A 1,239-nucleotide genomic window follows, 5' to 3' on the forward strand; every position below is an offset into this window, starting at 1 on the left:
CCCAGACACTTCGGTTGATGAAGATACGGCTTATCTTTTTGCCCCTGTCGGTCATGATAATGACACGGCGGATACACTGAGCTTTAGTATTGCCAATAAGCCAAGTTGGGCCAGCTTCGATGAGGCTACCGGAACCCTGAGCGGCACGCCGGGCAATGCGGATGTCGGGATCACCAATAATATTGTGATTTCGGTATCGGACGGCACGGAGACCGCCTCACTACCGGGCTTCAGTTTGACGGTCAATAATGTCAACGATGCGCCGGTGATCAGCGGCAATCCGGCGACGGAGGTGAATGAGGATAGCGCCTATTATTACAAACCGCAGGTGACGGATGTTGACAGTACGTCGCTGACGTTCAGTATCACCAACAAGCCGACTTGGGCTAGCTTCGATGAAGCGACAGGGGCGTTGAGTGGTACCCCTGATAACAGTCATGTCGGCACGACCAGCGGGATTGTGATTTCGGTCTCTGACGGGGCGGCAAGTGACTCATTACCTGCCTTTAACCTGACAGTGAAAAACGTCAATGACGCGCCGGTGGGTGAGTCTTTGGTTATCAATTTTGACGAGGATACCAGCGCTGACATTTCACCTGCGTTGTCTGATGTAGACAGTAGTAACCTGACACGAAATGTAATTTCTTCGCCAGCTCATGGTTCGTTGGTGGCAACCGCGAATGGCTGGACCTATACCCCTGTAACAAACTACAACGGTAGCGATGTTTTTGAATATCAGGTGAGCGATGGTCAGGCGTCGTCAGTCACTTATAGCGTGACGTTGAACATTGCAGCCGTGAACGACGATCCGGTTGCGGTGGATGACACTTTTGTGCTGACAGCCAGCGATCAGGCTTCCTATACATTGGATGTTCTCACCAATGATACGGATGTTGATGAAGATACATTGAAGCTGGATTGGGTGAAACCAACCTCGGGGCAGGCCAGTCTTCAGGATGACAAGATCCTGCTGGCCACCACGCAAAGCGGTACGGTAACGGTGCAGTACGGGGTTGTTGATGGTAATGGCGGTAAAGCAACGGCTAAAGCCACAGTGACCATTAAGAGCGACAAACTGGAAGCACCGACGATCACCGCACCTGATGACGTGGAGGTGAATGCGACGGCCTTGTCGACCAAAGTGGATCTGGGAACAGCGGTTGCCTTTGACAGTACGGGTAAACCACTGCCTGTTTCGCTGGTCGATAACACGACGTTCTTCCGTCCAGGCGTGAATAC

Annotated in this window: 1 protein-coding gene; it reads left to right on the plus strand. The window is 52.3% G+C overall.

Going from position 1 to position 1,239, the window contains the following annotated elements; translation table 11 throughout:
- Positions 1 to 1,239, plus strand: a 1,239-nt coding sequence (locus BIT28_RS00075) for an Ig-like domain-containing protein (protein WP_139310406.1), incomplete at both ends; no start/stop codon positions are given.

It is taken from the genome of Photobacterium proteolyticum, from assembly GCF_001939735.1.
Taxonomy (GTDB): domain Bacteria; phylum Pseudomonadota; class Gammaproteobacteria; order Enterobacterales; family Vibrionaceae; genus Photobacterium; species Photobacterium proteolyticum.